Raw genomic sequence first — 25,937 nt, forward strand, 5'->3', positions numbered from 1 at the left:
CTCTAGAACGTGCTGTGAAGTCCTTGTGAGGACCCCGCGATCCCCGCCCCGCACAAGGCGACAATTGGTGCTCCTGTGACTCCCGCCCCGGCGGCCGAGAAGGAATGAGCGCCGTGGAGCCGCTACAACCGGAGGACCCGGAGCAGATCGGGGGTCATCGGCTGCTGGCGCGACTGGGCGCGGGCGGAATGGGCGTGGTGTACCTGGGGCGTTCGCCGGGCGGGCGCGCGGTGGCGGTCAAGGTCGTCAAGGCCGGGTTCGCGCGGGACGCGCGCTATCGGGCGCGCTTTCGCAGGGAGGTGGCGGCGGCCCGTACGGTGACGGGGGCGTTCACCGCGCCGCTGCTGGACGCCGACGCGGACGCCGCCGTGCCGTGGCTGGTGACCGAGTACCTGCCGGGCCTGTCGCTGCGGGAGGCGGTCGGCGCGTACGGCGGTCTGCCGCCCGCCGCCGTACGCCTGTTGGCGGCGGCCCTGGCCGAGGCGCTGGTGGACATCCACCGCGCGGGCCTCGCGCACCGGGACCTCAAGCCGGAGAACATCATGCTCACGGTGGGCGGCCCCCGCGTGATCGACTTCGGGATCGCCCGCCCCGACGGCGCCACGTCGATCACCGCCCCCGGCGCGCTGCTCGGCACGCCGGGCTTCATGTCGCCCGAACAGGCGTCCGGCGGGCTCGCGGGCTCCGACAGCGACATCTTCGCGCTCGGCGCGGTGCTGGTGTTCGCGGCGACCGGGCGGGAGCCCTTCGGCGACGGCGACCGGGCGGCCACGCTGGAACGGGTACGGCGCGCGCGGACGGATCTCACCGGGGTGACGGATCGGGGGCTGCGGGCCCTCGTCGCGTCCTGCCTGCGCCGCGAGCCCGGCGAACGCCCCAGCGCCGCCGCCCTGTTGGAACGGCTCGGCGAGCCGGAGGCGTCCGTGCAGGGCACGCGGTGGCTGCCGCCGCCGATGGCCGAGGCGGTGGACCGGCGGATGACGGGAGCGGAGCCGCCGCCGTACGCCCCGACGCCGGGGCGGGTGCGGCCCGAAGGAGCGCCGGGACCGCAGGCCGTGGCGCCGGGCCAGACGACGGCCGACCCGGCCGCCGGTCCGCCGCCGCTGCCGCCCGGGCCCCCGAAGCCACCCGGCACCCTCCGCGACCCGAGCCGCCGCACACTGCTGCTGACGGTGGCCGCCGTCGCCGCCGTACCCGTCACGGCAGGGGTCGTACTGGCCGTACGGGGCACCGGCTCGGACCCGGGCCCCGGGCCGTCCGGCAAGGGCCGGGCGTCCGTCGGGCCGAAGCCGTCGAGCGGCCCGGCCTCGCCGCCGTCCCCCACCGACCCCCCGGAAGCCACCTCGCGGTGGAAGACCAAGGTGCCCGCCAACGGGCAGGGCTACCCCGACATCTACGCCACCGGCGACGTCCTCCTCACGGCGAACGACACGGGCACCGCCGTGGCCCGCGCCCTCGACGCGCGCACCGGGAGGCAACTCTGGTCGCGACCCATCGACTTCGCCACTCAGGCATCCAAGATCACCGTCGGCGACGGCGCCGCGTTCGTGATCGACGAGCGCGAGAACGACACCTCCACGCTGCGCGCCCTCGACCCGGCCTCGGGCGCCACCCTGTGGACCTACCGGGTGCCGCTCATGAACTTCGTGTGGGGCGCGGCGGCCACCGGCTCGATGGTCTGCGTCACGGGCGGCGACGCGGTGACGGCGTTCGACGCCAAGAGCGGCAAGGTCATCTGGCGTACGACCGTGGAAGGGCAGTACGCCACGGCGGGCGCCGGGCTCGTCCTGGTCGAGAGCACCGCGCGGGGCACCAACGCGATCACCGCCCTGTCCGCGACCACCGGCCGCGTCCGCTGGACGCACAAGCTGGCGGACCAGCCGATGGACACCGTCATCGGCGGCGACGGCTTCGTGTTCACCCACGACGCGTACGGCAACCTGTTCGCTCTCCACTCCGCCACCGGCAAGGCCGCGTGGAACAAGACGGTGGACACGCGGAGTTCGTACCGCCGCACCGGCGGCGGCCTGCTCTTCGCCGACGACGTCGACGGCCACATCCGCGCGCTGCGGGCCAGTACGGGCGCGGAGGTCTGGTCGCGCCGCATGGGCCAGGACACGGCGAGTCCGTACGGCGAGTCGACGGCGATCGGCCTGTCGGGCGGCACGCTGTGGGTCGGTACGACCGACTCCGTCGTCTACGCCCTCGACGCCGCAGACGGCAGCGTCCTGTGGACCTACGGCGCCGACGCGATGAACGAACCCGGCGCCTCCGCCGATCCGGCGTGGGGAGCGCTGGCAGTCGGCGGGCTCGTCGTCCTGGGCACACGGGACGGCTACCTCGACGCGGTCAGCCCGCCGGACGGAATCCGGAACGGAACGCCGGGCGGAATCCGGAGCGGAACGCCGGGCGCGACGTCAGGCGGCGTGACACCGACCGCCACACCGGGTGGAGCGCCGAGCGTCACACCGAGTGGGTCACCGAACGGAGCCCCGAATGCTGCGGCTTGAACCCGGCGACCCCGGTACGGTCGGCCCGTACCGGACCCTGGCGCGCATCGGCACGGGCGGCATGGCCACCGTCTACCTGGCCCGTTCCCGGGGCGGCCGGTCCGTCGCCGTCAAGGTCATGCACGCCGACCTCGCCCGCGAACTCCCGTACCGCGAACGGTTCCGGCGTGAGATCGCCGCCAACTCCGCCGCGGGCGGCGTCCACAGCCCCTCCGTCCTCGGCACGGACCCCGACGCCGCCACGCCCTGGATGGCCACCGAATTCCTGCCGTCGCTCTCCCTGCGCGACACCGTCGAGCGCTTCGGCCCGCTCCCGGCCGCCTCTGTCCGCCGCCTCGCCGCCGGTCTCGCCGAAGCCCTCGCCGACCTCCACCGCAACGGGGTCGCCCACCTCGACGTCAAGCCGGCGAACGTCCTGCTGACGGCCGACGGCCCCCGGCTGATCGACTTCGGCATCGCGACGACGGCCCCGCCCGCGCCGCCCGGGACGCCGCCCGGACCCGGCCACGTATCGGTCAACGCGTCCGGCCACGCGGGCTCTTGGGGCTTCATGTCCCCGGAGCAGGTCGCGGGCGCGGCCGGTCCGCCGAGCGACGTCTACTCGTTGGGCGCGACGCTGGCGTACGCGTACGGGAGCGCCGACGGCGGGGTCGAGGACGGCGGCGGTACGGACGCGCTGCGTGCCCTCGTCGCCGACTGCCGACGGCCCGACGCCGCCGCGCGCCCGACCGCCGCCGCGCTGGTCCAACGGCTCGCCCCGGCGCCGGACGAGAGCGCGGTCCCCGCCGTCCACTGGCTCCCGCCGCAGGTCGTCACGGCCATCGACGCGAACGCGAGCGCCGCCGACAACCCGCCCGGCCTCTCGCCGCCGTCAACCGGGCCGGGGCGGCGCCGCGTCCTGCTGGGCGGCGTGGCGGCGGCCGTCGTGGCCGTGGCCGGGGCCACGGCGGCGGTGCTGGCCACGCACTCGGACGGCTCGTCGTCCGGTGAGGGACCGGGCGGTGACGGGAAGTCGCGTACGACGCCCACGCGTTCGCGCGCGGGCGCCACCCCCACGGCCACGGCGGCCCCCACGGCCCCCACGCCCTCGGCGAAGCCGGTCTCCCTGGTCTTCGAGGTCACGGGGACCGGCACCCTGACGACGGTCTCGTACGCCGTCAACGGCAAGGTGACCAGGAGCAGGAAGCCGCAGAAGCTGCCCTGGCGCAGGACGGTCGAGGTGCCGGGGGTCGCGGGCTCCGTCGGCTGGGAGATCAGGCTCACCCTCGGCTCGGGCACGGCGCACTGCCGCATCCTGCTGGACGGCAGCGCGGTGTTCGACCAACGCGCTCCCACCAAAACGCCGTTCGGTCCGACGTATCCCACCGACATCGCGGGGGGCGGGTCCAGTTCCCTGCCGGGACCCCTCCCGGGGCTCGACGGTTAGCGTGTGCGCCCCCGGCCGAGGAGAAAGGCATTCACCATGGTGAGCAAAGTCAGCTTCCTGCCCAAGGACATCGGCAGCCTCAGCCGGGGAATTCCCGCCGCCGCGCCCGGCACGCTCTTCGTGCTCGGCCCGAGCGGCGGCATGAGTGTCGCCCCGGACGCGGACTTCGCCGTGATGTTCGGCCGCAACGAGCTGGACGTCCACGTCTGCGTCGGCACGGGCGACGCGTGCGTCAGCCGCCGCCAGGGGATCATCGCCTACGCGCACTCCCGCTGGACCCTCGGCAACACGGGCAAGCTGCCGATCCGCTTTCCCGGTTCACGTCTCGTACTCGGCGGCGACCAGGCCGAGTTGAGCACCGGCTACACCCCGCTCTTCATCGTCGCCCCGCGCCAGGAGCACCTGCTGGAGGTCCGGATCGCCTCCGCCGGCCCGCAGCCCGGCGCCGCCGTCCGGGGCTCGGCCTCCGTCGCCCACGAGCGCGAGACCAGCGACCGCGAGACCCGCGACCTCACCGACGAGGAGAAGCTGGTCCTCACCTGCCTCGCCCAGCGCTACCTCCGCAACGACCCCCAGCCCCAGCCCCTCACCTGGTCCCAGGTCGCCTACGAACTCACCGACCTCCACCCCGCCGACCCCTGGAGCGCCAAACGCGCGGCCCACGTCGTCGCCAAGCTCCGCCGCCGTCTCCACCGCGAGACCGACATCCGCGGCCTCCTCGAACACGAGGTGCCCCCGCCGGTCGGCAACGCGCTCAACCACAACCTCATCACCGACCTTCTGCTCACCACCACGATCACCAAGGCCGACCTGGACCTCCTGGGCGACTGATGACGGCGACAGATGACGGCGACTGACGACGGCGAATAACGACGCCCGCCCGGTGAAGTGGCGTGGTCAGCCCGCCAGTTCGCCGAGGAGCGTCCAGGTGCGCAGGCGGTCCGCCTCGCCCGCGATGTCGGTGCCCGAGAACACCACCTCGGTCGCGCCGGCGTCCCGGTAGCGCCGTACCTCGGCCGCGACCGTCTCCTCGTCGCCGATGACCGCGACGTCGGAGGCGCGCCGGCCGCCGGAGAGTTCGATGGCGCGCGCGTAGGAGGGGATCTGCTCGTAGAAGGCCAGTTGCTCGGTGGCCTTCGCCCGGACCGTGTCGACGTCGTCCGTCACCACGCCGGACACCAGGGCCACGATCCGGGGCGCGGGGCGGCCCGCCGCCCGCGCCGCCGCGGTGACGGCCGGGACGATGTGCTCGCTCAGGGCGCGCGGCCCGGCCAGGTAGGGCAGGATGCCGTCGGCCAGTTCCCCGCTGACGCGCAGGGCCTGCGGCCCCATCGCGGCGACCAGCAGCGGAACACCGCCCTCGGCGCCCGGCACGCGCGCGGGAACCGGGGTGGCGGCGGTGAGCAGTTCGCCGTGGAAGTCGGCGGCGCCGGTCTGCGTCAACTGCCGCAGGGCGGTGAGGAATTCGCGCAGGCGGGCCACGGGCCGCTCGAAGGGGATGCCGAATCCGGCCTCGGTCAGCAGCTTGGTGCCGAGCGCGAGCCCGAGGTGGTAGCGGCCGTGCGTGGCCGCCTGGGCGGTCTGGGCCTGGCTGGAGACCAGCAGCGGGTGCCGCCCGAAGACCGGGATCGCGGAGGTGCCGACGTGGAGGCCGGGCACCTCACGTCCGACGATCGCGGCGAGCTGCGGCGAGTCGGCGCCGAAGGTCTGCCCGAACCAGGCCGAGCGCAGGCCGTGGGCCGCGGCCTCACGGGCGAGTTCTACGGTGGCGTCGACCTGGTTCGCCGCCTCGGACGCGTGGAGTGTCACTCCTACAGTCATGGTGGTGAGAACCCCGCGCTCCTGACCAGGTATTCCGCCGAGTGTGACGGCGTCGTGTCAGGTGTGTGAACCGGGGGCGGAAGGACACCGGGCCGGGTCGCGGTCGGCCGGCGTCCGGCCCCGCCGGCCCGCCCGCGGCGCGCGTCCGCACCGGCCGACCGGCTCACTTGTGGCGAACCGGTGCCGGGCGCGCGCCCGGCTGTGACACGATCCGGTGAGACCGTGTTCTGGTGGGCGCGGGAACGGACGCCGGGGGGTGGCGGTAGTGCGGTTGAGTATTGCGGCGGTGGACGAGGACGGGGCCGCTGAGCTGCGGGAGCTGTCCGAGTGGCTGCGCACCGACGAGGACGGTCCCGACGAGGTCCGGCTGGCGACGCGGACCGGCGGTAAGGCCGGGGAGATGGGCCCCGTCGAGGTCATCGACCTCGTGCTCACGCACGCCGTGGCCCTCGCCAACCTCGCCGTGGTGTACGCCGGTTGGTGGAAGTCGCGGGCGCCGCGCCCGCCGGGATCGGGCTTCACCTTCACCCGTGAATCCGACGGGCTGACCGTGACCGTGTCGGGGCAGGACGGTTCCGAAGAGGCCGTACGCCGCCTGCTGGCCGTCCTCGCGGAGCCGCAGCAGCCGCCCGCGGGGCCGCCCGAGGTGGAGTAGGGCCGTGGAACTCGCCGACCCGCTCCGCTCGTACGCCGTCCTCATCGGCTCCTCGACCTTCGCCGACCCGGGCCTCGACGACCTGCCGGCCGTCGCGAACAACCTCGCCCGCTTAGGGGAGTTGCTCGAAGACCCCACCGTCTGGGGCCTGCCGCCCGACCGCTGCGTACGGGTCCCGGAACCCGCGTCGCCGGGCGAGGTGCTGGACGCGGTCCACGACGCGGCCCGCAGGACCGAGGACACGCTGCTCGTGTACTACGCGGGCCACGGCCTCAGCGACGCCGACGGCCTGCTGCTGACGCTGCCGTCCACCGACCCCCAACGCCCCTACACCTCCGTCGGTTTCGACTCCGTGCGCCGCGAAGTCCTCACCGCCCGACGGGACGCGAACCGCATCGTGATCCTCGACTGCTGCTACAGCGGCGGCGCGCTCGTCGGCGGCATGAGCGGCGGCGGCGCGGCGAACGCGCCGGTCGAGATGGCCGAGCAGACCCGTATCGCCGGGTCGTACCTCCTCACCGCGAGCGCCGCCACCCGCAAGGCGCTCGCCCCGCCCGGCGAGACCTACACCGCCTTCACCGGCGAGCTGATCCGCCTCCTCGACCAGGGCCTGCCCGGCGGCGACTCCCTGATCGAGGTCACCAGCGTCTACGAGCGGCTGCGCGGCGAACTCCTCGCCAAGGGACGGCCGTTGCCGCAGCAGCGGCTGAGCAACACCGGCCGCACGCTGGCCATCGCCCGCAACCGGTACGGGGCGGCGCACGCGGCGCCGCCGCCGTCCGAGACGCTGCCGGGCCCGAAGCCCGCCCCGCCCGCCCTCACGATCCCGAACGACCTGAAGGAGGCGCTGCGAGGAAAGCCCCGCGCCCTCGCGAGGGAGTACGTGCGGTTGGGGCAGACCGAAGGCGGACGCGCGCACGCCCGGGAACTGCTGCGCCTCGCGGGCGCGTTGCGGCCCCCGCAGGAGGTCGCGGCGCTCGTCGCCCTTCTGAACGGGGACAGTTGGGGCATCCCCTTCCAGGAAGTCGCCGCGCGAGGCCCGCAGGCGGTCGTGGAGTGCCTGGAGGCGCTGTACGCCGTGGACGGCGCGGAAGAGGCCCCGCACGGGCTGATCGAGGTGGTGACCACCCAGATCCCCGAAATCGTCGTGGGCACGGTGCGGGCGCTGCGCGCCGCCGGATACCCGGCCGAGGCGGACCGGCTGCTGTCCAGGACGGTCGCGGAGAACGCGTACACCGAGTACGTCCTCGGCCTGCTCGGCGCCCTGTGGTCCGCGGAGCTGGACGCCGACGCCGACCGCGTCCTGGCCGAGGCCACCACCGAGTCGGACGAGGAGGCCGTACGGTTCGCGGACGCGCTGCTGACGATGGGCCGTCGGCAGAAGGCGTTCGAGCTGTACGTGCGGGCCGCGGCGGTCGTCGTCCGAAGGTCGCCGGTCGACCTCATCCGCGTCCTGAAGGCGGTGGACGAGGAGCGGGAGGAGGAGCGGACCGGGGGCCGGCCGCCCGAGACGGCGGACGCGCGGATCGTCCTGCTCCAGGGATTCGCGACCACCCTGCTCGACACCGCCGTCACGGAGGCCGAAACACCCGCCGGGCTGGCCGAGTTGTGCGAGGCGCTGTGGAGCGCGGGCATGGAGGGCCGCGCGCTGATCGCGCTCGCGGCAGCCGCCGAGTCGTACGACGCCCCTGCCGTCGTGGAGCTGGCCGACGCCCTCCGCGAGAGCGGCCACGCGGACGGCGTACGCCACCTGATGCGCGCCGCCGCTTTCACACATCCCGTCGAGACGACCCCCTACTTCGTGGAGGCGCTGCGCGACATGGGCTGGCCGGTGGACGCCAACCGGCTGCTCGCCACCGCCCTGACCCGCTCGCCCGAGGAGATCGCGGCGCTGCTCGCGTCGTTCGGGCCGGGCCGGGAGCGGGACCGCGCCCAACTGGTCACGGCCGTCAACAGCCGCCCGGTCGCCGACCGGCTCCGGCTCCTCAGCGGTCTGCTGGCAGCGCCGGGCGACTACGAGGACTTCCTCGCCTCGGTCGCGCTCCTGCCGGACGAGGACTTCCTGGAGGTCCTGGAGGCGCTGCGCGCCGCCGACGACCCGACCGCCCTGGTCACGCTGTTCCGCTTCCAGATCCGCGCCGACCCGATGGGAGCCGCGAGGCGGCTGCTCTTCCTCATCGACAACGCGGAGGCGTTCGGCGTCGAGAGGGCCGTGCTGGCCGCGCTCGCCGCCAAGGAGCGGGACGGCGACAGCGAGCTGTCGGTCGCCGAGGTGAGCCGTCTGGTCGGTCCGACCGTCGCCCTCGAAGCGCGCGTCTACGCCACCGCCGCGCTGTGGGCCGCCGGATACGGCGAGCAGGTCCGCACCGCCCTGTCCCGCCAGCACTACGTGGCGACAGGCACCTACCTGGTGAGGTGGCTCGTCGCCCTGCACGACCACTCCCTGCCGGAGTGCGTCAACGCGGTCATCGCCAGCCGCTCCCTCACCGAGAGCAGCCCGCCCATCCTGGCCGACCTCGTCGCCGGTCTCGCCGAGGCGGACATGAAGGACGCCGCCACCTTCGCCCTCAAGCGGTACGCCTTCGCTCTCGGCCCCCAACAGGTCAGCGCCCTCGCCCGCCGTCTCGCCCTCATGCCCGCCCTCCCGGCCCCGTCCCGCCCGTGACCGTCGCTGTCAGTGGGCCCGTATAACCTCGGGCGCATGCCCGTTGAACGGCGCCGACGCGCGCGGACGTATGAGCCCGACCGGACGTGGGGGGCGCTCACCGCGCAGGCGGGGCATCTCCGGTCGGCCGTGAGCGCCCTGACGGGGGAGCGGCTCCAGCGGGAGAGCGGGCTGCCCGGCTGGGACGTACGGACGCTCGTCGCGCATGTCGTACGGCAGACCGTGGTGCTGCCGCGTTACGTGGCCGAAGCCGTGCCCGCCGGGAAAGGGCAGCTGACCGACCTGGACACCTGGGCCGTCTCGACGGCCGGGATCGCCGACCGGCTGGACGCCACGACCAAGGAGGCCGCCGCGGCCATGGGGGACCCGGCCGAGGCGATGGCGGCGGCGGCCGAGGAACTGGCCGGGTGCAGGGAGCGGGCGCTGCGGACGGATCTGGTGGTGCCGGACGTGTTCGGCGGGATGCGGGCGCTGGACTTCACCGTGACGCGGCTCGTGGAGCTGGTGGTGCACAGCGACGACCTGGCGCGGGCGACCGGCGTGGACGTGCCGCTGGACCGGCACGCCGTCGCGGCCGTCGTCCGGCTGCTCGCGGACGCGCTCGCCGCCAAGGCGCCGGGCAATTCCGTGGAGGTCCGCGTCCCGCCGTACGCGGCGGTGCAGTGCGTCGAGGGCCCGCGGCACACCCGGGGCACGCCGCCGAACGTCGTGGAGACCGATCCGCTGACCTGGCTCCGGCTGGCGACCGGCCGTACGACCTGGGCGCGGGAAGTGGACGCCGCGACCGTGAGCGCCAGCGGCGAGCGCGCCGACCTGGACGCGTACCTCCCCGTCCTGGGCTGACCTCCCCACCGGACGACGACCCGGCCCCCGGGACCGGCGGCACCCGGAGCCGACCCGGCCCCCGGACCTGGGGGCGCCCGGAGCTGCCCCGCCCGGACCGGTGGCACCCGAACGGCGGGGCCCACGTCACATGCCCTTGCCCCGCAAGGCACTACGCGCATAGAACCTGGAGATGCAAGGGTCGCCCGTTCGGACGATGGGCAATCCTGCCCTAGACTCGTGAACGTGCCTCGTGGTGATGGACGACTCAGCCACGACCTGCTCCCCGGTGAGAAGGGCCCCCAGGACGCCTGCGGCGTTTTCGGTGTCTGGGCCCCCGGTGAAGAGGTCGCCAAACTCACCTATTTCGGGCTGTATGCCCTGCAGCACCGCGGTCAGGAGTCCGCGGGCATCGCAGTGAGCAACGGCTCCCAGATTCTGGTCTTCAAGGACATGGGCCTGGTCTCCCAGGTCTTCGACGAGACCTCTCTCGGCTCGCTGACCGGCCACATCGCCGTCGGCCACGCCCGCTACTCGACCACCGGCGCCTCCGTGTGGGAGAACGCGCAGCCCACCTTCCGCGCCACCGCCCAGGGCTCCATCGCCCTCGGGCACAACGGCAATCTGGTCAACACGGCCGAGCTGGCCGAACTGGTCGCCTCCCTCCCGCAGGGCCCGGGGCGGGCCACCAAGGTCGCCGCCACCAACGACACCGACCTGGTCACCGCGCTGCTCGCGGGCCAGGTCGACGACGAGGGCAACCCGCTCTCCGTCGAGCAGGCCGCCACGAAGGTGCTGCCGCAGGTCAAGGGCGCCTTCAGCCTCGTCTTCATGGACGAGCACACCCTGTACGCGGCCCGCGACCTCCAGGGCATCCGCCCGCTGGTCCTCGGCCGGCTGGAGCGCGGCTGGGTCGTCGCCTCCGAGACCGCCGCCCTCGACATCTGCGGCGCCAGCTTCGTCCGGGAGATCGAGCCCGGCGAGCTGATCGCCATCGACGAGAACGGCCTGCGCACCTCCCGCTTCGCCGAGGCCGCCCCCAAGGGCTGCGTCTTCGAGTACGTCTACCTCGCCCGCCCCGACACCGACATCGCCGGGCGCAACGTCTACCTCTCCCGCGTCGAGATGGGCCGCCGTCTCGCCAAGGAGGCCCCGGTCGACGCCGACCTGGTGATACCGACGCCGGAGTCCGGCACCCCGGCCGCCGTCGGGTACGCCGAGGCCAGCGGTATCCCGTACGGCTCCGGGCTGGTCAAGAACAGCTACGTCGGCCGTACGTTCATCCAGCCGTCGCAGACCATCAGGCAGCTCGGCATCCGGCTCAAGCTCAATCCGCTCAAGGAAGTCATCCGCGGCAAGCGCCTGGTGGTCGTGGACGACTCGATCGTCCGCGGCAACACCCAGCGCGCCCTGGTCCGGATGCTCCGCGAGGCGGGCGCCGCCGAGGTGCACGTACGGATCTCGTCGCCGCCCGTGAAGTGGCCCTGCTTCTTCGGCATCGACTTCGCCACCCGCGCCGAACTGATCGCCAACGGCATGACCGTGGACGAGATCGGCACCTCGCTGGGCGCGGACTCACTCGCGTACATCTCCATCGACGCCATGGTCGAGGCGACCACCATCCCCAAGGACAACCTCTGCCGCGCCTGCTTCGACGGCGTGTACCCGATGGACCTGCCCGACCCGGAGCTGCTGGGCAAGCAGTTGCTGGAGACCGAACTGGCCGGTGGCGCGGACGCCGCGGACGCGCTCCGCCGCCCGTAGGCTCCGCGGCAGCCACGCAGCCCTCCGCACGAACGACACGAAGGTTCCCCAGCTATGTCTGAGTCAACCGGCGCCGCCTCCACCGGCGCTGACTTCTCCGGTGCCAGCTACGCCTCCGCGGGCGTCGACATCGAGGCCGGCGACCGTGCCGTCCACCTGATGAAGGAGTGGGTCCGCAAGGCCACCCGCCCCGAGGTGGTCGGCGGGCTCGGCGGCTTCGCCGGACTCTTCGACGCCTCCGCGCTCAAGCGGTACGAGCGCCCGCTGCTCGCCTCCGCGACCGACGGCGTCGGCACCAAGGTGGACATCGCCCGCCGTATGGGCGTCTACGACACGATCGGCCACGACCTGGTCGGCATGGTCGTGGACGACCTCGTGGTGTGCGGCGCGGAACCGCTGTTCATGACCGACTACATCTGCGTCGGCAAGGTCTACCCCGAGCGGGTCGCGGCCATCGTCAAGGGCATCGCCGAGGGCTGTGTGCTCGCGGGCTGCGCGCTGGTCGGCGGCGAGACCGCCGAGCACCCGGGGCTGCTGGCCGCGGACGACTTCGACGTGGCGGGCGCGGGCACCGGAGTGGTCGAGGCCGACCAAGTGCTGGGCGCGGACCTGATCCGGCCCGGTGACGCGGTCGTCGCCATCGAGTCGTCGGGGCTGCACTCCAACGGCTACAGCCTGGTCCGGCACGTGCTGTTCGACCGGGCGGGCTGGTCGCTGGACCGGCAGGTGCCGGAGTTCGGCCGCACGCTCGGTGAGGAGCTGCTGGAGCCGACGAAGATCTACTCGCTGGACTGCCTGGCGCTGACCCGTACCACCGAGGTGCACGCCTTCTCGCACATCACCGGCGGCGGGCTCGCCAACAACCTGGCGCGGGTCGTCCCCGACCACCTGCGGGCCACCGTCGACCGCTCCACCTGGGAGCCCGCGCCGGTCTTCGGACTGGTCGGGGAGCTGGGCGGGGTCGAGCGCCTGGAGCTGGAGAAGACGCTGAACATGGGCGTCGGCATGATCGCCGTCCTGCCGCAGGAGTCCGTGGACGTCGCGCTCGCGACCCTCGCCGACCGGGGCGTAGGGGCCTGGGTGAGCGGCGAGATCACGGCACGCGAAAGCGGCACGGCGGCCGTCGAACTGACCGGCGACTACGCGCGGTAGAGCGGTGGGGTCCTCAGCGCCGACGAGCCGACGACGAAACCCGGTCCGGGGCGGGACCCCGGACCGGGCCGACGTGACATGCGGTGATGTGCGTCTACGTGACAGGTGTCAAGCGTGACGGCGCTGGGGGGATGACTCGGACTCGTCGTCCTCGTCCCCGTCGTTGTTGTAGCGATCCGCGTACTGTGCGTACGGGTCGTCATCCTCGTCGTCATCGTCCTCGACAGGCTCCGGATTGACCGGAAGCGGTGACGATGCGCCCAGCTCGTCGGCCAGACGTGAGAGATCCGTGCCGCCGCTGTTGTACTTCAGCTGGCGGGCGACCTTCGTCTGCTTGGCCTTGGCCCGGCCGCGCCCCATGGCTCGACCCCCTTAACGGCGGGGCTCAGCGGCCCCGAGTCTTGACACGCGTTCATGATTCGGAGCGGCCTCCCCGGAGAGAGACCGGTCCGTAGGCCCACAACGGTACCTGCTTCCGACGCCGCACGGTACGTCGCCCGCACGACACGCGTCGGAACAGGGGTCGTTCACGGCCCTGTTCTGCCTGGTCAGGGCCGATTTTACCTTCTTCTAGCGCGAACTTGCTATCGGGCCGTGCTGTCGGTCACGCGGACCCCTCCGGACGCAGCCATTCCGAAGCCGGTGTACGGTCCGCGATCCGCTGTTCCGCGAGCCTGTCCGCGGCCACGGCCGGGGGGACGCCGTCGGTCCTGGCCCGGTCGAAAATGGCCAGAGTCGTGTCGTAGATCTTCGTGGCCTTGGTCTTCGCGCGGTCAAAATCAAAACCGTGCAGCTCGTCCGCGACCTGGATCACGCCACCGGCGTTCACCACGTAGTCCGGCGCGTAGAGGATGCCGCGGTCGGCGAGGTCCTTCTCGACTCCGGGATGGGCGAGCTGGTTGTTGGCCGCGCCGCAGACCACCGTGGCGGTCAGCGCGGCGACCGTCGCGTCGTCCAGGGCGCCGCCGAGCGCGCAGGGCGCGTACACGTCGAGCGGGGTGCGCACCAGCACCTGCGCGTCGCTCACCGAGGTGACCCGCGGGTGACGGGCGACGATCCGGTCGACGGCGTCCGCGCGGACATCGGTGATCACGACCTCGGCGCCGTCCTCCAGCAGGTGCTCCACCAGGTGGTGGCCGACCTTGCCGACGCCGGCCACGCCGACCCGGCGGCCACGCAGCGTCGGCTCGCCCCACTGGGTCTTCGCGGCGGCGCGCATGCCCTGGAAGACACCGAAGGCGGTGAGTACGGAGGAGTCGCCGGCGCCGCCGTTCTCCGGCGAGCGGCCGGTCGTCCAGCGGTTCTCGCGGGCCACGACGTCCATGTCCGCGACATACGTGCCGACGTCGCACGCCGTGACGTACCGGCCGCCGAGCGAGGCCACGAACCGGCCGTAGGCGAGCAGCAGTTCCTCGGTCTTGAGCGTGTCGGGGTCGCCGATGACGACGGCCTTGCCGCCGCCGTGGTCGAGCCCGGCGAGCGCGTTCTTGTACGACATGCCGCGGGAGAGGTTGAGCGCGTCCTCGACGGCCTCCTCGTCGGAGGCGTAGGCGTGGAAGCGGGTGCCGCCGAGGGCCGGGCCCAGGGCGGTCGAGTGGAGCGCGATGACGGCCTTGAGGCCGGTTGCGCGGTCCTGGCACAGGACGACCTGCTCGTGCCCGCCCTGTTCCGATCGGAACAGTTTGGCGAGGACGGTCGACGCGGTGGAGCCGGTCGACTCGACTGACGAGGAGCGGTCGGTCTGTCGTACGTCGGTCACGGTGGTGACTCCCATAGTCCAGTTTTTCCGGGCGAACCCGGTTGGCCTTGCTGGCCTCCGGCTCCCCGTGCGGGTGGCGGGAGGCCGGATATGCAGAAGGGTAGGCCCTGGGCGGGCGATCATGGGACCGCGTACATGTGTGGGTTTCCGGTGATCCCGCGACGGTTTTTCACAGTGGCCGGGATCACCTCCGGGGCGGGGGGTCGCGTGGGACGATCGGAGCATCAAGGCCGTGACGAGGGAGCGGGTGTGGGCGGTTCACCGGTACTGGTCCCGTACGCGGCCTATTTGCGGGTCTACGAGCCCCTGGCGGCCTTTCCAGAGCCCGAACGCACCCACTGGTACCGGTATGCGTCGGCCGGGCTGACGCGTACCGCTCAGGACGAGCTACGGCAGTCCCTGGCCGACCTCCTGCCGGTGCCCCCGGTGGCCGTCCCGGTGCACGAGAGCGGCGACGCCTTCGTGGCCGTGGTCTCCGGCGTCACCCACATCTGCCCCTGGCGCACCCGGCTGCGCGGCTGGCTCGCTCTGGAGAACGTGGGGGAGCTGCTGCCCGAGCCGGTGCTGGACGCGATGCTGCCGCCGGTCGTACGCCGGCAGGCCGCCGCCGACCACGAGAGCTGGCGGGAGCGGAATCCGGACGCCCGGCCGTGGATCCGCTCGGCCACCTGGCACGTGCCGGTGCGCTGGTTCGCCCTCGTCGGGGACGACGAGCGGGAGTACGAGCCGTCGGGCGCGGGGGAGTCGAAGGAGCCGCTGCTGCGGTACCGCACGCCCATGGTCCAGGCCAGGCGGCGGGTCGCGCGGGCGCTGCGGGTGCTCAAGGACGCCCTGGACGAGGGCCCGTTGATCGACGGGCTGATCGATGTGGGGCGCTGGCTCGAGGAGTTCCACCCGCGCTCGCTGGTCGAGCTGGACTACGGCGGCCTGGTGCACGTGATGGGCCAGGACACGCTCGCGGAGGACCGCTCGGCGGCCGATGTGGCCGAGGGGCTCGCCGCGCTGCGGGCCGGGGACTCGGCGGCGGCCGGGGTGGCGTACGAGCGGCTGACCGACCGGTGGCGGGCGGTCAGGGAGCTTCAGTTCTCCAGTTGAGGGCAGGCGGGACGTGACGCGGGTCACGGTCGGGACTCCGGCGGAATGTGCGCCGAAGCTCTGGCCCTGGCATCGACTCCGCGTTCGACGCATGGGCCGATGTGACCTTCGGCGCAGGGTTCGCGGGTCCTCTGTTGTCTCGTTGTGTCTCTTCCGCCTCTCAGCTTGCCTTTTGGCATCGAGAGCGGCGGTAATGGCCCAAGCGTGACGGAGAGCACGTAAGCGGACTCTTGCCTGCATCACCATGTCTCGTGTCAAAATGGGACATCGGGTCCTCCTCGGACTCGTTTCGAAGGTGGGGATGGGGCAGATGATCAGGTTGTGACTGATCGTCACGTTGGTGTGACTGTCCGCTATGGCATGGTCCATCGGCTTCCGCCGAGCTTGAACACCTGAGAGGGCAATTCCATCGGTTTGGCCGACGAGGCTGGACGGATGGTGTAGTTGTAGTGCCGAGGACAAGCCGTTCGTCCTATTACCGACTCGGCCCGCGTCTGCCATTTCGGGCAACGTGGGTCAAGGTGCAGAATTTAGAGGAAAGAACCGCGTTGGTTCGGTTCTCTCGAGGAGGCCGCTCATGACCGCTCGCACCCCTGATGCCGAGCCGTTGCTAACCCCTGCTGAGGTCGCCACCATGTTCCGCGTCGACCCGAAGACGGTCACGCGCTGGGCAAAGGCCGGCAAGCTCACATCCATCCGCACGCTCGGCGGGCACCGCCGCTACCGCGAGGCGGAGGTCCGCGCGCTGTTGGCGGGCATTCCGCAGCAGCGCAGCGAGGCCTGACAGCCCTTTTGGGCGGCTAACGGGGCCCCCACCCCATACGTCGCCCGGCCCGAAGGCCACCTGCCCCCATCAGGGACGCCGGAGGGAGCTACGAGCTCTACCAGCTCCACCCAGCTTCACCAAGACCGCATCGGACTCCGCCGGGTCCGATGCGGTCTTTTTCGTGCCCGCGGCGGCCCGGGGCGGCGCCGGGGCGGCGCGGGGTCATGTGGGGCCGCGCGGGCGGTTTGTGGGCGTTCCGTGCGCGCCGGGGGCGTGGTCTGTGGGGTCCTGGGGGCGGTTGCGTGCTAGCGCCGGAGTCGTCCCCAGGGAGGTGCAATTGCACATATTAAATCGAGAGCCTTCCGGAGGGCGTCGAGTTCCCCACTCCCGAAACGGGTTTCCGTGACTCCCGTCACACGCCGGGCTCTTGTGGATCTTGATCCCCGTGCGCTAATGAACTCCCCCCGGTGCGGAGGGAGTAGGCCGAGAGCGCTCTCCGCGCCGACGCCGGTGCCCCGCCCGCGGCGGTACGAGGAGGCCGTAGCGGGCGCGGCTTCGGGGGACAGCGAAAGGGCCCGCACCTTGAGGAGGCACGGGCCTTGCGACGTACTGTGGTGCGGTCTGCGGGGACAGCGAAAAGACCCGCACCTGAGCAGGTGCGGGTCTAGTGGCAGACGGTACGGCGGTCCTGACGGGATTTGAACCCGCGGCCTCCACCTTGACAGGGTGGCGAGCACTCCAAACTGCTCCACAGGACCTGGTGTCACAGCCTGTTGGGCTCGGCTGCGAGACAGACTGTACAGCAGGTCAGGGGGTGGGGTCGAACTCGTTGCCGGGGGGCGGCCGGGCGGTGCGGGGCGGTCAGGCCCAGGCGTCGTCGAGGGCCTTGAAGACGCGTTTGTCGGAGACCGGGAACGCCGTGCCCAGCGCGTGCGCGAAGTAGCTGACGCGCAGCTCCTCGATCATCCAGCGGATGTCCCGCACCGCGGCCGGCACCGGCCGCCCGGCCGGCTGGGCGGCCAGCAGCTCGCCGTACTCGGCCTGGATCTCCCGGACCTTCTCCATTCGCGTGGTGTCCCGCTGGACCCCCGTCGGCATCTGCTGGAGGCGGCGGTCGACGCCGACCAGATACCGCATCAGGTCGGGCAGCCGCTTGAGCCCCGCCTCGGTCACGAAACCGGCGTGCACCAGGCCCGCGAGCTGCTCCCGTACGTCCTGGAGGTTGGCGACCAGCGCGAGGCTCGTGGTGTCCTTCAGGCGCCGCTCGCAGGACTGCCAGGCGGCCAGCACCTGCTGGACCCGCTGGACGCTGCGCGAGGTCAGCTCGACCAGATCGGCGCGGACCGCGTCGTACAGCTTGCGGAAGGACTCCTCGTCCCACGCGGGCCCGCCGTGGTCGGCGATCAGCCGGTCGGCGGCGGCGGTCGCGCAGTCCTCGAAGAGCGCCTGCACGCTGCCGTGCGGATTGCGCGAGAGCGCCAGCTTCTGCTGGTTGGACAGCTTGTCCGCGGCGAACTTCGCCGGATTCACCGGCACGTTGAGCAGGATCAGCCGCCGTGTGCCCCGCCACATCGCCGCTGCCTGCTCCGGCTCGGTGTCGAAGAGCCGTACGGCCACGGTGGCGCCCTCGTCGACGAGCGCCGGGAACGCCTTGACGGGCTGGCCCGCGCGCCGCGCCTCGAAGGTGCGCGGCAGCGCGCCGATCGTCCAGTCGGTGAGCCCGGTGCGCTGCTGGACCGAGGCCAGCGCGGGGTCGGAGGCCGACTCGAAGGCCCTGGTGATCGCCTCCCGCGTCTTCGGCTTCAGCCGCAGCCGCAGCGCGTCCAGGTCCTTGTCCTCGGCGAGCTTGCGGCGCCGCTCGTCCACCACCCGGAAGGTGATCTTCAGATGCTCGGGCACCTTGCCGAGGTCGAAGTCCTCCCCGGTGACCGGCACCCCGACCATCTTCTGCAACTCCCGCGCCAGCACGGACGGCAGGGGGTCGGGCCCGGCGACCGCGCGCTCCAGGAACTTCTTGGCGTAGTTCGGCGCGGGGACGTAATGCCGGCGGATCGCCTTGGGCAGCGAGCGGATCAGCTCGGTGACGACCTCCTCGCGCAGGCCCGGGATCTGCCAGTCGAAGCCGTCGGCCGAGACCTGGTTGAGGACCTGGAGCGGGATGTGGACGGTGACGCCGTCGGCGTCGGCGCCCGGTTCGAACTGGTACGTGACGCGGAATTTGAGCGCGCCCTGCCGCCAGGAGTCCGGGTAGTCGTCCTTGGTGACGGCCTCCGCGTTCTCGTTGATCAGCATGGAGTGCTCGAAGTTCAGCAACTCCGGCTCTTCGCGCCGCTTCTGCTTCCACCAGGAGTCGAAGTGGGCGCCGGAGACGACGTCCTCCGGCAGCCGCGCGTCGTAGAAGTCGAAGAGCGTCTCGTCGTCCACGAGGATGTCGCGGCGCCGGGCGCGGTGCTCCAACTCCTCGACCTCGCCGAGGAGTTTGCGGTTGTCGTGGAAGAACTGGTGGTGGGTGCGCCAGTCGCCCTCGACCAGCGCGTTGCGGATGAACAGCTCGCGGGAGACCTCGGGGTCGATCCGGCCGTAGGTGACCTTGCGCTGGGCGACCAGCGGGACGCCGTAGAGGGTGACGCGCTCGTACGCCATCACGGCCGCCTGGTCCTTCTCCCAGTGCGGCTCGCTGTAGGTGCGCTTGACCAGGTGCTGGGCCAGCGGCTCCACCCACTCCGGCTCGATCCGCGCGTTGACCCGCGCCCACAGCCGGGAGGTCTCCACCAACTCGGCCGACATGATCCAGCGCGGCGGCTTCTTGAACAGCGCCGAGCCGGGGAAGACGGCGAATTTCGCGCTGCGGGCGCCCAAGTACTCGTTCTTGTCGGTGTCCTTGAGCCCCAGGTGCGACAACAGCCCCGCCAGCAACGACTGGTGGACCCGTACCGGATCGGCCGCGTCGTCCTCGGACCTGGGCTCGGTGACCGTGATGCCCAGGGACTTGGCGACCGTACGGAGCTGGCTGTAGATGTCCTGCCACTCGCGGATGCGCAGGTAGTTCAGGAACTCCGAGCGGCACATGCGGCGGAAGGCCGACGAGGACAGGTCCTTCTGCCGGTCGCGGACATAGCCCCACAGGCTGAGGAAGGACAGGAAGTCGCTGGTCTCGTCGCGGAAGCGGGCGTGCTGCTGGTCGGCCTGCGTCTGCTTGTCCGCGGGGCGTTCGCGCGGGTCCTGGATGGACAGCGCCGCCGCGATCACCATGACCTCGCGCGCGCACCCGTTGCGGTCGGCCTCCAGCACCATACGGGCGAGCCGCGGGTCCACCGGGAGCTGCGAGAGCTTGCGGCCCAGCGGGGTCAGCCGCTTGCGCGGGTCCTTCTCCTTGGGGTCCAACGCGCCCAGCTCTTCGAGGAGTTGGACACCGTCCTTGATGTTCCGGCTGTCCGGCGGGTCAATGAAGGGGAAGCGCGCGATGTCGCCGAGCCCGGCCGCCGTCATCTGGAGGATGACCGAGGCCAGGTTGGTGCGCAGGATCTCGGCGTCGGTGAACTCCGGCCGGGACAGGAAGTCGTCCTCGTCGTACAGCCGGATGCAGACGCCGTCCGACGTACGGCCGCAGCGGCCCTTGCGCTGGTTGGCGCTGGCCTGGCTGATCCGCTCGATCGGCAGCCGCTGCACCTTGGTGCGGTGGCTGTAGCGGGAGATCCGGGCGGTGCCGGGGTCGATCACGTACCGGATGCCGGGGACGGTCAGCGACGTCTCGGCGACGTTCGTGGCCAGCACGACGCGGCGCCCGCTGTGCTGCTGGAACACGCGGTGCTGCTCGGCCGACGACAGCCGCGCGTACAGCGGCAGCACCTCGGTCGAGCGCAGGTTCTTCTTGGTCAGCGCGTCCGCGGTGTCGCGGATCTCGCGCTCGCCGGAGAGGAAGACCAGGATGTCGCCCGGCCCCTCGGCCTGGAGTTCGTCGACCGCGTCGCAGATCGCGGTGATCTGGTCGCGGTCGTCGGCCCCCTCGTCACCGTCCGCGCCCTCGTCGGCCAGCGGCCGGTAGCGGACCTCCACCGGATACGTCCGGCCGCTGACCTCGACCACCGGCGCGTCCCCGAAGTGCCGGGAGAAGCGCTGCGGGTCGATCGTCGCCGAGGTGATGATCACCTTCAGGTCCGGGCGGCGCGGCAGGAGTTGGGCCAGGTAGCCGAGGATGAAGTCGATGTTGAGGCTGCGCTCGTGCGCCTCGTCGATGATGATCGTGTCGTACGCGCGCAGCTCGCGGTCGGTCTGGATCTCGGCGAGCATGATGCCGTCGGTCATCAGCTTGACCAGCGTGGAGTCGCCGACCTGGTCGGTGAAGCGGACCTTCCAGCCGACCGCCTCCCCGAGCGGTGTCGCCAGCTCCTCCGCCACGCGCTCGGCGACGGTACGGGCCGCGATCCGGCGCGGCTGGGTGTGGCCGATCAGGCCGCGCACCCCGCGGCCCAGCTCCAGGCAGATCTTCGGGATCTGCGTCGTCTTGCCCGAGCCGGTCTCGCCCGCGACGATCACCACCTGGTGGTCGCGGATCGCCGCCAGGATGTCGTCCTTCTTCTGGCTGACCGGCAGCGCCTCGGGATAGCTGATCCTCGGCACGGCGGCGCGGCGGGCCGCCAGCCTCGCCTCGCCCTTGTCCATCTCGGCGGCGATCTCGGCCAGCACCGCGGCCCGCGCCTCCGGCTTGCGGATACGGCGGGCGCCGTCGAGTCGGCGGCCGAGCCGCTGCTCGTCGCGCAAAGTCAGCGACGGCAGCCGTTCGGCGAGATCAGCGGAGGTGGGTTGGGTAGACATACGCGGTCCAGGATCGCATCTGCGGCGGGCGCGCGGCGAACGCATTTCCCCGCGGCGGTACGCACGGTGACGGTGGGGCGCATGGCGCACGGGAACGACGTAGGCCCCGTCCGGAGACGGGGCCTACGTCGTGCGGTGGCTGGGGCCGGGGTCGAACCGGCGACCTACCGCTTTTCAGGCGGTCGCTCGTACCAACTGAGCTACCCAGCCGCAGCGGTCCTGACGGGATTTGAACCCGCGGCCTCCACCTTGACAGGGTGGCGAGCACTCCAAACTGCTCCACAGGACCAAGCTTGTGCGGGATAATTCTCGCACAGGATCTCGGATGCTCCGTACCGCTTGTCCGCCGCTGATCCGGGACCAGAAAGTGACCGCAGGATCACGCTGGGACAGGGGCACGTCGCTGGATCAGCGTAGCAGACCCCCGAGGTGGTCCTTTTCGGTGAGCGGGCGGAGCGGGGTGCCGGTGAGCAGGCGAGGGCGACGCCGTCAGACCGTCTCGTCGCGGAACACCGCGCGCACGATCCGGCCGATGCCGTCGCGGCCCGGAGCCACTTCCCACTCGTCGCACACCGCGTCCACCAGCAGCAGCCCGCGGCCGTTGACCTCATGGGTGCCGCTGTCGCGCATCACCGGGCCCTCGCCGACGTTTCCGTGGTCCTCGACCTCGATACGGACTCGTACGCCGTCCCGCCGGACGGAACAGATGACGGTCGGGCTCGTCGTATGACGCACGGCATTGGTGACGAGTTCACTCACCAACAGAGCGGCCGTATCGCAGGCGTCCAGCCCGCATCCGCGCGCGGTCAGATATGCGCGCGCACGGCGCCGGGCCTCGGAAACCGACGCGCCGCATGCCAGCAGTTCGAATGTGCAGCCGTCGGCACGGGGGCGGGGCGTACGGGAAGCGGAGCCAATGCCGGGAGTAGTCAGACGGGAACTCACGGTATCGGTGGTAGGTGAACCCACAGCGGAGATTCCTCTCCATCGCGTGTGCGTGAACGTGGTCACCTGGCCACTATGCGCCCCGACGCGCTCAGTGGGCAAGGTTAATCTTGATAATTTCACCGAGAAGGCAATCGAGGTGTGGATATCACTGAGGGGGTGGCACACTTCTCCCATGGACTCGGTGAGAGGAGCCGGGGCGTGACCGCTGCGCAGTCGTCGGGCGGCTCGACCGTTCGGCTGATGGTGCTCGGCAGACGATTGCGCGACCTGCGGGTCGCCGCCGGGAAGTCGTTCGAGGACGCCGCCGTCGTCCTCGACGTGGCTCCTCTGACGATCCGACGCATGGAGCTGGCCAAGGGCAAGTGGAAGCTCCCCTACGTCAAGACGCTGCTGGAGGAGTACGGCGTCCCGGGCGATGAGGCCAGGACCTTCCTCGCCCTCGTCCGCGAGGCCAACCAGCCCGGCTGGTGGCACCGTTACCGGGACGCCCTGCCCACCTGGTTCAGCGGCTACGTCAGCCTGGAGGAAGAGGCCAGCCTCATCCGGGCCTACGAACCCCACTACATCCCCGGCCTGCTCCAGACCGAGGAATACGCGCTGACCGTGCTGCGGGCCGGCCTCCACGACGCGGAGGAGAAGGCCGCCCAGGAGGTCGAGCGCCGGGTCGCCGTCCGCAAACAGCGGCAGCAACTGCTCACCTCCGCGAATCCGCCCGAATTGTGGGTGGTCATGGACGAGACCGTGTTCCGCCGTCCCATGGTGCCCGCCGAGATCATGCGGGCCCAGATCGACCGCCTCATCGAAGCGGCCGAACAGCCGAACATCAAGCTTCAGGTGATGCCTTTCGGCATCTGCGCGCACGAGGGCATGTACGGGTCGTTCCACATCTTCCGATTCCCGCACGAGGAGATCTCCGACATCGTCTATGTCGAGAATCTCGTCGGTGCGGTCTATCTCGACGAGTACGACGATGTCACGACGTTCCAGGAAGCCCTGGACCGTATGTGCGCCCACGCCCTGCCAGTACAACGCACCGGAGAATTCCTCGGTGCCATTCGCAAGGAGCTCTAGGCCAGTGAATCGCATACACAACGCTGTTCTCACGCTGGGAGCGGAAGGCTGGCACAAGCCGTGGAGCGGGAGCAACGGCGGCAGTTGCGTGGAGGTCCGCAGGCTTCCCGACGGCCGTTACGCGGTCCGCCAGTCCACTGATCCGGAAGGTCCCGCGCTGATCTTCACGCAGATCGAACTCGACGTCTTCTCCCAGGGCTGGGAGGCTGGACAGGCCAGCCTCCCGGTTTCCTGACGCTCATCACTTACTTAACGCAGGCGTACTCAGGAGGAACAGCGGATGCCCGACGACATGGCCTGGACGCGGCGGCCTGCGAACTACGAGCCGCCCGAGATCGACACGAGCGTCGCGCACTCGGCACGCGTGTACGACTACATTCTCGGCGGCAAGGACAACTACCCGCTGGACCGCGAGGCCGCCGAGCAGATGCTGAGCGGCTGGCCCAGTCTGCGGATATCGATGCGTGAGAACCGTAAATTCATGCACCGGGCCGTCCGCTTCATGGCCGAGCAGGGCATCGACCAGTTCCTGGACATCGGCACCGGCATTCCGACCTCGCCGAATCTCCACGAGGTCGCGCAGGGCGTCACCCCGAGCGCGCGCGTGGTCTACATGGACAACGACCCGATCGTGCTGGCCCACGCGGGCGCCCGGCTGACCAGCACGCCCGAGGGCCGTACCGCCTACATCCACGCGGACATGAAGGACCCGGCGGCGATCCTGGGCTCGGCCGAGCTGGCCGAGACCCTGGACCTGTCCCGGCCGGTCGCCCTGTCGATCATCGCCGTGCTCCAGTTCGTCACGGACGACCAGAAGGCGTACGACCTGGTCAAGCAGTACGTGGACATCCTGCCGTCCGGCAGCTACCTGGCGATCTCCACGGTCACCACCGACTCCAGCCCGAAGCCGATCGGGGGTGTCGTCGCCGAGTACACCAAGCGCGGCATGCCCGCCCGCAACCGGACCCACGCCGAGGTGCTGCCCTTCTTCGCGGGCCTCGACCTGGTCGAGCCCGGTGTCACCCTCGTCCACAACTGGCGCCCGGACCCGGCCGCCGAGGGCACGGTCGACGACTCGCAGGTCGCGATGTACGGGGGAGTGGCGTACAAGCCGTAACGGCTCGTACGTCCTCGGCTCGTACGTCCTCGACTCGTACGTCCTTGGCTCGTACGTCCTCGGCCGGTGCAGGTTCCCGCGCCGATACCCTCCCGCGCCGATACGTTCCGCGCGGATGTGTCCCGCCCGGCCGCTCCCTGAGCGGCCGGGGGGACGGTGACGCCGTCGGCCGCCGATGAGGCGCCGCGGCCCCAGCGGGACAAGGTTTCCCGCCACCCAAGACGGCGCTTCCGACGATAACCACAGGTCGGCGGGGCGCGCGGGCGTGGCCGGAAAATGCGGTCCATCCTCTTGACGTGACGCGTGGCAAGGTCCACAGTGCTCGTTAATGCGCATTACTAATGCGCATTAACGAAGGAGGAGCACAGGTGGACGAACCCAGGAAGCGATCCCGGCCGGGCCGGGCGCCCTCGCCGACCGGGCGCACGTCACGGCCGCGCCAGGCGGAGGTCGCGCGGCTCGCGGGCGTCTCGCAGGCCACGGTCTCGCTGGTGCTCGGCGGCAAGCGGGAGGGTGTCGCGATCTCGGAGGAGACCCGGCGCAAGGTGCTCGACGCCGCGCGCAGCCTCGGATACGTCCCCGACCCGGCCGCCCGCAGGCTGGCCGCCGCCCGCAACGACCTGCTGGGCGTCTTCAGCTTCACCGCGACCTTCCCCACCGACGTGCAGCACTCGTACTACCCGTTCCTGGTGGGCGTCGAGCAGGAGGCCGCCGCGCGCGGCTACGACCTGGTGCTCTTCACCGGCTCCAGTTCCGGCGGCGCGGGGGCCGCCGGACCCGAGGCGCTGAGCCGGGTCCGGCTGGCGGACGGCTGTCTCTTCCTCGGCCGTCACGCGCCCGCGCAGGAGCTGAGCCGCCTGGTCGGCGACGGCTTCCCCGTGGTCCACATCGGCCGCAGGGACGAGCTGGAGGGCCTGCCCTGGGTCGGCGCGGACTACGTCAACGCCACCCGTGAGGTCGTGGCCCGGCTCGCGGAGCTCGGCCACCGCCGGATCGTGCTCGTACGCGAGGACGACGAGGCGCCCGCGTCGACCGACCGTGAACACGGCTTCCTCAAGGGCCTGGAGGCGGCCGGGCTGCCCGGCGGCCCCGCGGCCGTCTTCCGCTCGGCGGCGCCCGAGCGCGAGCTGACGCCCGAGCGGCTGCGCGGCTGGCTCGCCGAGGGCGTCACCGCGTTCGTCGCCGAGGAGACCGACACCGGCAGCGCGTGGCGGGCCCTGCGCGGCGCCGCCCGCGCCGCCGGGATCGAGGCCCCGCGCGACGCCTCGCTCGCCCTGCTCGGCAGCCCGCCGCCCGACCTCGCGGGCGAGCCGGTGCCCACCGGATTCGACATCCCCCGGCCGGAGTTGGGCGCCGCGGCCGTCCGCATGCTGGCCGCCCTCGTGGCGGGCGAGGACATCGCGGCGGCCACCGAGCCGCTGGTGGCCTGCCCCTTCCGGCCGGGCGCCAGCGCGGGACCGCCTCCGGCGCGGCCCCGGGACCCACGCCCATGACCCCCCACCCGCCCTGCCCGCCGCCCGCGAGCCCACGCGCCGGGGAGCCGGTGCTCGG

At 71.8% G+C, this 25,937-nt stretch carries 19 protein-coding genes and 3 tRNA genes; 14 read left to right on the top strand and 8 right to left on the bottom strand.

The annotated features are described in order from the left end of the window. The first annotated feature begins 113 nt into the window (after window positions 1-113). The 3 genes from ACIQCJ_RS02870 to ACIQCJ_RS02880 are packed head-to-tail and all read left to right on the top strand — an operon-like array spanning window position 114 to window position 4,767. On the top strand, window positions 114-2,510 hold the full coding sequence (locus ACIQCJ_RS02870) for a PQQ-binding-like beta-propeller repeat protein (protein ID WP_402710512.1): 2,397 nt from the start codon (window positions 114-116) through the stop codon (window positions 2,508-2,510). Next, window positions 2,497-3,936, top strand: coding sequence for a serine/threonine-protein kinase (locus tag ACIQCJ_RS02875; protein WP_402710513.1), 1,440 nt, complete (start codon window positions 2,497-2,499; stop codon window positions 3,934-3,936). The genes ACIQCJ_RS02870 and ACIQCJ_RS02875 overlap by 14 nt, the downstream gene beginning before the upstream one ends. A gap of 36 nt (window positions 3,937-3,972) precedes the next feature. Further along, a complete protein-coding gene (locus tag ACIQCJ_RS02880) occupies window positions 3,973-4,767 on the top strand; it encodes a hypothetical protein (RefSeq protein ID WP_355336152.1) in 795 nt (264 codons plus the stop codon). A 66-nt stretch (window positions 4,768-4,833) separates the two neighbouring features. Here the strand turns inward: ACIQCJ_RS02880 and ACIQCJ_RS02885 are convergent, their stop codons facing one another. After that, on the bottom strand, window positions 4,834-5,790 hold the full coding sequence (locus ACIQCJ_RS02885; protein ID WP_391043550.1) for a TIGR03564 family F420-dependent LLM class oxidoreductase: 957 nt from the start codon (window positions 5,788-5,790) through the stop codon (window positions 4,834-4,836). Between the two features lie 253 nt (window positions 5,791-6,043). Between ACIQCJ_RS02885 and ACIQCJ_RS02890 the strand changes: the two genes are divergently transcribed. From ACIQCJ_RS02890 to purM, 5 genes are all read left to right on the top strand, one after another. Next, window positions 6,044-6,412 (top strand): hypothetical protein, encoded by a 369-nt coding sequence (locus ACIQCJ_RS02890; protein WP_355336154.1) that lies wholly within the window; start codon window positions 6,044-6,046, stop codon window positions 6,410-6,412. A gap of 4 nt (window positions 6,413-6,416) precedes the next feature. After that, on the top strand, window positions 6,417-9,077 hold the full coding sequence (locus ACIQCJ_RS02895; protein ID WP_402710514.1) for a caspase family protein: 2,661 nt from the start codon (window positions 6,417-6,419) through the stop codon (window positions 9,075-9,077). A 36-nt stretch (window positions 9,078-9,113) separates the two neighbouring features. After that, the gene (locus ACIQCJ_RS02900) at window positions 9,114-9,920 is read left to right on the top strand and encodes a sterol carrier family protein (protein WP_402710515.1); all 807 of its coding nucleotides are present in this window, start codon (window positions 9,114-9,116) and stop codon (window positions 9,918-9,920) included. A gap of 225 nt (window positions 9,921-10,145) precedes the next feature. Beyond that, window positions 10,146-11,663, top strand: a complete 1,518-nt coding sequence (purF, locus tag ACIQCJ_RS02905) for an amidophosphoribosyltransferase (RefSeq protein WP_355336160.1) — start codon at window positions 10,146-10,148, stop codon at window positions 11,661-11,663. Window positions 11,664-11,717: 54 nt separating this feature from the next. Then, entirely contained in the window at window positions 11,718-12,815 is a 1,098-nt protein-coding gene (purM, locus tag ACIQCJ_RS02910; RefSeq protein ID WP_355336161.1) for a phosphoribosylformylglycinamidine cyclo-ligase, read from the top strand. A gap of 108 nt (window positions 12,816-12,923) precedes the next feature. On the opposite strand, the gene ACIQCJ_RS02915 is transcribed toward purM, so the two are convergent. Next, window positions 12,924-13,175: a DUF3073 domain-containing protein gene (locus tag ACIQCJ_RS02915; protein ID WP_355336163.1), complete on the bottom strand. Its 252-nt coding sequence runs from the start codon at window positions 13,173-13,175 to the stop codon at window positions 12,924-12,926. Between the two features lie 244 nt (window positions 13,176-13,419). Then, window positions 13,420-14,574 (bottom strand): Leu/Phe/Val dehydrogenase, encoded by a 1,155-nt coding sequence (locus ACIQCJ_RS02920; protein ID WP_401716927.1) that lies wholly within the window; start codon window positions 14,572-14,574, stop codon window positions 13,420-13,422. A 249-nt stretch (window positions 14,575-14,823) separates the two neighbouring features. On the opposite strand from ACIQCJ_RS02920, the gene ACIQCJ_RS02925 reads away from it, so the two are divergent. Continuing rightward, window positions 14,824-15,669, top strand: a complete 846-nt coding sequence (locus tag ACIQCJ_RS02925) for a hypothetical protein (RefSeq protein ID WP_355336167.1) — start codon at window positions 14,824-14,826, stop codon at window positions 15,667-15,669. Window positions 15,670-16,246: 577 nt separating this feature from the next. Then, window positions 16,247-16,453 (top strand): developmental transcriptional regulator BldC, encoded by a 207-nt coding sequence (bldC, locus tag ACIQCJ_RS02930; protein ID WP_003949541.1) that lies wholly within the window; start codon window positions 16,247-16,249, stop codon window positions 16,451-16,453. 665 nt (window positions 16,454-17,118) lie between these two features. Here the strand turns inward: bldC and ACIQCJ_RS02935 are convergent. From ACIQCJ_RS02935 to ACIQCJ_RS02955, 5 genes are all read right to left on the bottom strand, one after another. Then, a tRNA-Asp gene (locus ACIQCJ_RS02935) sits at window positions 17,119-17,193 on the bottom strand. A gap of 103 nt (window positions 17,194-17,296) precedes the next feature. Further along, the gene (hrpA, locus tag ACIQCJ_RS02940) at window positions 17,297-21,250 is read right to left on the bottom strand and encodes an ATP-dependent RNA helicase HrpA (RefSeq protein WP_391159393.1); all 3,954 of its coding nucleotides are present in this window, start codon (window positions 21,248-21,250) and stop codon (window positions 17,297-17,299) included. Between the two features lie 136 nt (window positions 21,251-21,386). Then, a tRNA-Phe gene (locus ACIQCJ_RS02945) sits at window positions 21,387-21,460 on the bottom strand. 4 nt (window positions 21,461-21,464) lie between these two features. Then, a tRNA-Asp gene (locus ACIQCJ_RS02950) sits at window positions 21,465-21,539 on the bottom strand. A gap of 200 nt (window positions 21,540-21,739) precedes the next feature. After that, window positions 21,740-22,372 carry an ATP-binding protein gene (locus ACIQCJ_RS02955; protein WP_355336171.1) on the bottom strand — a complete coding sequence of 211 codons (633 nt, stop codon included), beginning with the start codon at window positions 22,370-22,372 and terminating at the stop codon, window positions 21,740-21,742. Between the two features lie 24 nt (window positions 22,373-22,396). On the opposite strand from ACIQCJ_RS02955, the gene ACIQCJ_RS02960 reads away from it, so the two are divergent. The 4 genes from ACIQCJ_RS02960 to ACIQCJ_RS02975 all read left to right on the top strand — a co-directional run bounded on the left by ACIQCJ_RS02960 (window position 22,397) and on the right by ACIQCJ_RS02975 (window position 25,879). After that, the gene (locus tag ACIQCJ_RS02960; protein ID WP_355336173.1) at window positions 22,397-23,269 is read left to right on the top strand and encodes a helix-turn-helix transcriptional regulator; all 873 of its coding nucleotides are present in this window, start codon (window positions 22,397-22,399) and stop codon (window positions 23,267-23,269) included. 4 nt (window positions 23,270-23,273) lie between these two features. Then, on the top strand, window positions 23,274-23,504 hold the full coding sequence (locus ACIQCJ_RS02965) for a DUF397 domain-containing protein (protein WP_355336175.1): 231 nt from the start codon (window positions 23,274-23,276) through the stop codon (window positions 23,502-23,504). 45 nt (window positions 23,505-23,549) lie between these two features. Continuing rightward, the gene (locus tag ACIQCJ_RS02970) at window positions 23,550-24,386 is read left to right on the top strand and encodes an SAM-dependent methyltransferase (RefSeq protein WP_355336177.1); all 837 of its coding nucleotides are present in this window, start codon (window positions 23,550-23,552) and stop codon (window positions 24,384-24,386) included. Window positions 24,387-24,754: 368 nt separating this feature from the next. Continuing rightward, window positions 24,755-25,879, top strand: coding sequence for a substrate-binding domain-containing protein (locus ACIQCJ_RS02975; protein ID WP_391159396.1), 1,125 nt, complete (start codon window positions 24,755-24,757; stop codon window positions 25,877-25,879). Window positions 25,880-25,937 lie beyond the last annotated feature (58 nt).

Origin of the sequence: Streptomyces sp. NPDC093221, from assembly GCF_044753885.1 — a bacterium.
In the GTDB taxonomy this organism is placed as follows: Bacteria; Actinomycetota; Actinomycetes; order Streptomycetales; family Streptomycetaceae; genus Actinacidiphila.